The following is a 6,352-nucleotide window of genomic DNA, read 5'->3' on the forward strand; positions in this document are numbered from 1 at the left end:
GCGGAGCCTTCAGGTGATGGGCATCCGTGCGAGCGCGAGGACCACCGGACCGACGAACAGCACGGAGGCGACCCCCGCGGCCACGGCGCCGGGGGCGGTCGTGAGCGCGGGCTGCTGGGAGATCGCCCGGCGCAGGCACAGCGCCACGGCGGCGGCGGCCAGCCCGACGAGGACCGGACCGGCCTCCCCTCCCTCACCGAGGGTGACGTGCACGAGGAGACCGACCGCCCCTCCGACGAGCATCTCCACCGGCAGCATCCAGGCCGCGGTGCCCGGACGCTCGAGGACGAGGTCCACCAGTGCGGCCACGGACACCGACACCCCGGCGACCGTGGCCACGGTCGCGTCCACGGGATGGGTCGTGACGAGCACTGCCCCGGAGACGAGGACGAGGATCCCCAAGGAGCTCCCGGTGAGCAGCTCCGCCAGGCGGGCGCGCGCGTCCTCGCGCACGAGCGGGTGCAGGCACATCAGCACCACGCCCCCGGCCACGGCGACCGGCACCTGATGCAGCCGGGGCGGGCCGCTCTGCAGCAGCAGGGCCACGGCCAGCGCCAGGGTCGTGAGGGCGAGCACGACGCCCGCACCGACCGGCGCGGGCGACCGCACGAGCCGGGGCCACCCCCGGGCGACCACGAGGCCCGTGACGAGCACCGCCGCCACGTCGGCGAGGTGCTGCCCGGAGAGGCCCGCCAGCGTGACCACGATGCCCGCGAGCACCGCACCGAGGACCACCAGGGGACGCGGACGCACCGGGACCGCGGGCACGTCAGTCGCGATGGAGGAGGTCACCTGTGGAGGGTAGCCGTCCCGAGACGGCATAGTGTCGAGGTGACGGCCCGCGTCGAGACCGCGCGGGAGGGAGTGCCCACCCCCATCCGACGCCCAAGGAGTTCGAGTTGCCCACGTACCTCACCCAGCTCCCGACCGACCGGGCCGCCGAGGTGCGAGCCGCTGCCGAGTCGGCGGCCCGCGAGGACGGCGTTCCGCCGCTCAGCGAGGCCTTCCTGCTCGACCTGGACCGTCCTGGTGACCGCCTGCTCACCCTCGAGGAGGACCGGGTCGTCGCGGCGGCCGTCGTCGCGCAGGACGAGTCCGTCGAGGCCTTCGTCCTGCCCGCCGCCCGGGGGCGGGGCCTCGGCCGCGCCCTGCTCGATGGGGTCCTCACCCGGCGTCCCGGTGCCCGGCTGTGGGCCCACGGCGACCTGCCGGCGGCCCGGGCCCTCGCCGCCGGGCTCGGTCTCGACGTGGTGCGCGAGCTGCTCGTCCTCTCGCGGCCGGTGGAGCCCGGCGACACCGACGAGGTGACGCTGCCGGAGGGCTACCGGAGCCGTCCCTTCACCCCGGGGCAGGACGAGGAGGCACTGCTGGAGGTCAATGCGGCCGCGTTCGCCGACCACCCGGAGCAGGGGGCGCTGGACCGGCGCGGCCTGGCCGACCGGGCGTCGCAGCCGTGGTTCGACCCCGCGGGGATCATCCTCCTCGAGGATGGGGACCCGAGCCGGCTCGCGGGCTTCCACTGGACGAAGATCGACCCTCCGGGCGGCGAGGTCGGCGAGGTCTACGTCGTCGGGGTGCACCCGCAGCTGCACGGCCGCGGCCTGGGCGGTCCGCTCACCCGGCTCGGCCTGGCGCACCTGGCGCGGGCGGGCGTGAGCGAGGTGGAGCTGTACGTCGAGGGCGACAACACGCCCGCCCTGGCCACGTACCGACGAGCCGGTTTCACCCGCAAGGACGCCCACGTCATGTATGCCCGGCCGGACGGGATGGCAGGCTGAGGCCATGTCGAAGCGATCGACCCCTCAGGCGCCGGCCGCTGCGGCCGCGCCGGTCGACACCCCGATCGGGATCAGCGCCTCCCCGGCCACCACCCCCGGCCCCCGCCCGCGGGCATCCGACGGCCGCTTCGTGCGGGTCGTGCAGGACGAGGAGTCCGGCGAGGACTCCGACCTGCCCCGCGACCGCTTCCTGGACCGGGAGCTGAGCTGGCTGCAGTTCAACGAGCGGGTGCTGCGGCTGGCCACCGACGAGCAGGTGCCCCTCCTGGAGCGCACCCGTTTCCTCGCGATCTTCACCAGCAACCTCGACGAGTTCTTCATGGTGCGCGTCGCGGGCCTGAAGCGCCGGATCGCCACCGGCATCGCCGTGCGCAGCCCCTCCGGCCTCGAGCCGCGGGAGGTGCTCGAGCAGATCGCCGACAACGCCCACGACCTCACGCTGCGCCAGGCCCGGGCCTTCGAGGACTCGATCCGCCCGGCCCTGGCCGACGAGGGCATCACGATCGTGCACTGGGACGAGGTCGACCCCGCCGAGCAGGAGCGACTCGGCACCCTCTTCAGCGACACCATCTACCCCGTCCTGACGCCGCTGGCCGTCGACCCGGCCCACCCCTTCCCCTACATCTCCGGACTCTCGCTCAACCTCGCCGTCATCCTCAGCAACCCCGGGACCGGCAAGGAGCACTTCGCCCGCATCAAGGTCCCGCCCTCCCTCCCCCGCTTCCTCAAGGTGCGCCGGCGGCAGCCGTCGGTGACCTCCGACCTCTTCGAGGCCCGCTTCGTGCCCCTCGAGGACGTCATCGCGGCCCACCTGCACATGCTCTTCCCGGGCATGGAGGTCCACGAGCACTACGCCTTCCGGGTCACCCGGAACGAGGACGTGGAGGTCGAGGAGGACGACGCGGAGAACCTGCTGACCGCCCTCGAGAAGGAGCTGACCCGACGTCGCTTCGGCGCCCCGGTACGACTCGAGGTCGCCGAGGACATGGACGACCACGTCATGGACCTGCTCACCCGCGAGCTCGGCGTGGACGACGAGGACGTCTACCGGCTCCCGGTACCGCTGGACCTGCGGGGACTGAACGAGATCGCCGACCTGGACCGGACCGACCTGCACCACCCGCCCTTCGTCGCCCGGACCAGCGCCGACCTGGCCCCGACGGAGTCGGCCAAGCCCGCCGACCTGCTCAAGCTGGTCGGCCGCTCCGACGTGCTGCTGCAGCACCCCTACGAGCCCTTCTCCACCTCCGTGCAGGCCTTCCTCGAGCAGGCGGCCGCGGACCCGCAGGTGCTCGCGATCAAGCAGACCCTCTACCGGACGAGCGGCGACAGCCCGATCGTCAACGCCCTCATCGACGCGGCGACCGCCGGCAAGCAGGTGCTCGCCGTCGTGGAGATCAAGGCCCGTTTCGACGAGCAGGCCAACATCGAGTGGGCCCGCAAGCTCGAGCACGCCGGGGTGCACGTCGTCTACGGCATCGTCGGGCTCAAGACCCACTGCAAGCTCGCCCTCGTCGTGCGTCAGGAGGAGCACGGGCTCCGGCGGTACTGCCACGTCGGCACGGGCAACTACAACCCGAAGACCGCCCGGCTGTACGAGGACCTCGGCGTCCTCACCAGCGACCCCGAGGTCGGCCAGGACCTGACCCGCCTCTTCAACCAGCTCTCCGGACTCGCCCCCCGCAGCAAGTTCAAGCGGCTGCTCGTCGCCCCCCGCTCGGTGCGGGAGGGCCTGCTCACCCGCATCGAGCGCCAGGTCCGGCGCCACGAGAGGCACGGGGACGGCTACATCGGCATCAAGGTGAATTCGATCGTCGACGAGGACCTCATCGACGCGCTGTACCGGGCGAGCATCGCCGGGGTGCCGATCGACGTGTGGGTGCGGGGCATCTGCTCGCTGCGCCCCGGCGTCGAGGGACTGAGCGAGACCATCCGGGTGCACTCCGTGCTGGGCCGCTTCCTCGAGCACTCGCGGGTCTTCCTCTTCGGGTCCGGAACCCACCGCGAGGCCTGGATCGGCAGCGCGGATCTCATGCACCGCAACCTGGACCGTCGTGTGGAGGCACTGGTGAGAATCATCGAGGATCGTCACGTCGACCAGCTCTACGAGCTCCTCGCCCTGGGTATGTCGACCGACCACGCCCACTTCGAGCTCGGCGGCGACGGCCGCTGGGGCCGGGTGCACCGTGGCCCGGACGGGCGCACGCTGCCCGACGTGCAGGAGGCCCTCATCGCCCGGCACAAGCGTCACCTGCAGGCGCGCCGATGAGCGCCGCGACCGTCCTCGCCGCCGGCACCGTCCCGTGGCGACGCAAGAAGAAGGGCCGTCTCCAGGTGGCCCTCGTGCACCGGCCGAAGTACGACGACTGGTCCTGGCCCAAGGGCAAGCTCGACGGGGACGAGGGCTTCCCGGACGCCGCGGTCCGCGAGACCTACGAGGAGACCGGGCTGCGCGTCGGCCTGGGGCACCCGCTGCCCTCCTCGGAGTACCTCCTCGGCGACGGCGCCACCCCGAAGCTCGTGCGGTACTGGGCCGCCGAGGTCATCGGGGGCGACGCCAGGCTGCGCAACGAGATCGACCGGGTCGACTGGATGGACATCGACGCCGCGATCGACCGGCTCACCCAGCAGTGGGACCGGGACCAGGCCAGGGCACTCGTGGACGCCGACATCCGCGGCGCCCTCACCACCTGGCCGCTCGTCGTCGTGCGCCACGCCCACGCACAGGACCGCGGGTCGCACCGCGGTCAGGACCACCTCCGCCCCCTGGACGGGAAGGGCCGGGAGCAGGCTCGCCTGCTGGTCCCGCTGCTGGACGCCTACGGCATCCGCCGGGTGGTCTCCAGCCCCTCGACCCGGGCCGCCGAGACCGTCGCCCCCTTCGCCACTGCGCAGGAGCGCAAGCTGCGCCGCAAGAAGGGACTCTCCGAGGAGGGGCACGCCGCGGACCCCACCCGCGCCGGGCACCACCTGCGCCGCCTCCTCGACCGCGGCGAGCCGGCAGTCCTCTGCAGCCACCGCACGGTGCTGCCGGACGTCCTGGCGCCGCTGCTGGAGCGGGTGGACACCGCCCACGCTCCGGGTCGGGCCGCGTCCTCCCTCGTCACCGCTGCCCTCGAGGACGGTCTGGCGAAGGGGGAGGCCCTGGTCGCCCACGTCGCGGGCACCGGGGCCGAGGCCCGGGTGGTCACCGCCGAGCGACACCGTCCCGGCGAGCGCGACTGAGGGCCCTCTACCTCCCGGGAGCTCCCACCGCGAGCCGAGCACGCACTGTGCAGGTGCGGTTCACCGACCGTTCACCGCGAGCAACACGGCCGTCAACCGAGCCTGCCTAGCGTCGACCCCGTACGACCACGACGGTCGCGGCGGGGACCGCTCGTCGCACGTCGTGCCCCACCACCCGAGAGGTAACACGTGTTGCGTACCACCGGCCGCAGGGCCATCACCGCCACGGCCGCACTGGCCCTCACCTTCACCATGGCCGCCTGCGGGGCGGCCAACGAGTCCGGCGGATCGGGCGGTGGCGGCGAGGACGCCGTCTCCGGCGCCATCAAGGGCGCCGGCGCCTCCACGCAGGAGCAGGCCCAGGCCGAGTGGGCCGCCAAGTTCAGCGAGACCAGCCCCGACGCGACCGTCGAGTACTCGCCCGACGGCTCCGGCACCGGCCGCGAGAAGTTCATCAACGGAGCGGTCCAGTTCGCAGGCTCGGACGCGGCGATGGACGACAAGGAGATCGCTGCGGCCAAGAAGTCCGGCTGCACCGGGGAGACCATCCAGTTCCCGGTCTACGTGGCCCCCATCGCCGTCACCTACAACGTCAAGGGTGTCGACGAGCTCAACCTCTCCCCCGACACGATCGCGAAGATCTTCGACCAGAAGATCACGAAGTGGAACGACCCGGCGATCAAGAAGGAGAACCCGGACGCCGACCTGCCGTCGACCACGATCACCCCGGTGAACCGCTCCGACGAGTCGGGCACCACCGAGAACTTCACCGCCTACCTCGACGAGGCCGCACCGGACTCCTGGTCCCACGGCGCCACCGAGGTGTGGCCGGTCAAGGGCGGCGAGGCCGCCAAGGGCACCTCCGGTGTCGTGAGCACGATCGAGTCCGGCAACGGCACCATCGGCTACGCCGACGCCGCCCAGATCGGCGACCTGGACGCCGCCAAGGTCAAGGTGGGCGACGAGTACGTCGAGTACACCCCCGAGGCCGCCGCCGACGCGCTGGAGGGCGCCGAGCGGGTCGAGCCGGACAGCAAGACCAACTACGCGGTCGAGCTGGACCGCGGCGACGTCGAGGACGGCGCCTACCCGATCGTCCTCGTCTCGTACGCCATCGCCTGCTCCGACTACAAGGACCCCGCGGCAGCCGAGACCGTCAAGGCCTACCTGGAGTACGCGACGAGCGAGCAGGGCCAGAAAGACGCCTCCAAGGCCGCCGGCAACGCCCCGCTCGGCAAGGACGGCCTGCAGAACGCGGCCACCGCGCTGAAGCAGATCAAGACCGACTGAGCCGGATCTCCATCCGGCACCGGGCACGCGGCGGCCCCGTGACTGGTTCGTCACGGGGC

The 6,352-nt window shown here is 72.6% G+C and carries 5 protein-coding genes; 4 read left to right on the top strand and 1 reads right to left on the bottom strand.

The features are described 5' to 3' along the window. Positions 1-9: 9 nt before the first annotated feature. On the bottom strand, positions 10-792 hold the full coding sequence (locus tag JCO01S_RS04500; protein WP_068251343.1) for a hypothetical protein: 783 nt from the start codon (positions 790-792) through the stop codon (positions 10-12). Positions 793-899: 107 nt separating this feature from the next. On the opposite strand from JCO01S_RS04500, the gene mshD reads away from it, so the two are divergent. From mshD to pstS, 4 genes are all read left to right on the top strand, one after another. Continuing rightward, positions 900-1,778, top strand: coding sequence for a mycothiol synthase (mshD, locus tag JCO01S_RS04505; RefSeq protein ID WP_068251346.1), 879 nt, complete (start codon positions 900-902; stop codon positions 1,776-1,778). A gap of 4 nt (positions 1,779-1,782) precedes the next feature. Further along, complete coding sequence (locus JCO01S_RS04510; RefSeq protein ID WP_068251388.1) at positions 1,783-4,047, top strand: RNA degradosome polyphosphate kinase; 2,265 nt, start codon at positions 1,783-1,785, stop codon at positions 4,045-4,047. Continuing rightward, complete coding sequence (locus JCO01S_RS04515; protein ID WP_068251349.1) at positions 4,044-5,003, top strand: NUDIX hydrolase; 960 nt, start codon at positions 4,044-4,046, stop codon at positions 5,001-5,003. The genes JCO01S_RS04510 and JCO01S_RS04515 overlap by 4 nt, the downstream gene beginning before the upstream one ends. Before the next feature lie 189 nt (positions 5,004-5,192). Further along, positions 5,193-6,293, top strand: coding sequence for a phosphate ABC transporter substrate-binding protein PstS (gene pstS / locus JCO01S_RS04520; protein WP_068251352.1), 1,101 nt, complete (start codon positions 5,193-5,195; stop codon positions 6,291-6,293). The last annotated feature ends 59 nt before the right edge of the window (positions 6,294-6,352 follow it).

This window comes from Janibacter corallicola NBRC 107790 (assembly GCF_001570965.1).
GTDB classification, from domain to species: domain Bacteria; phylum Actinomycetota; class Actinomycetes; order Actinomycetales; family Dermatophilaceae; genus Janibacter; species Janibacter corallicola.

Excerpts from the sequence above, each read along its gene's own strand:
- JCO01S_RS04510 (WP_068251388.1), top strand. The coding sequence starts at position 1,783 with ATGTCGAAGCGATCGACCCCTCAGGCGCCGGCCGCTGCGGCCGCGCCG.
- JCO01S_RS04515 (WP_068251349.1), top strand. The coding sequence starts at position 4,044 with ATGAGCGCCGCGACCGTCCTCGCCGCCGGCACCGTCCCGTGGCGACGC.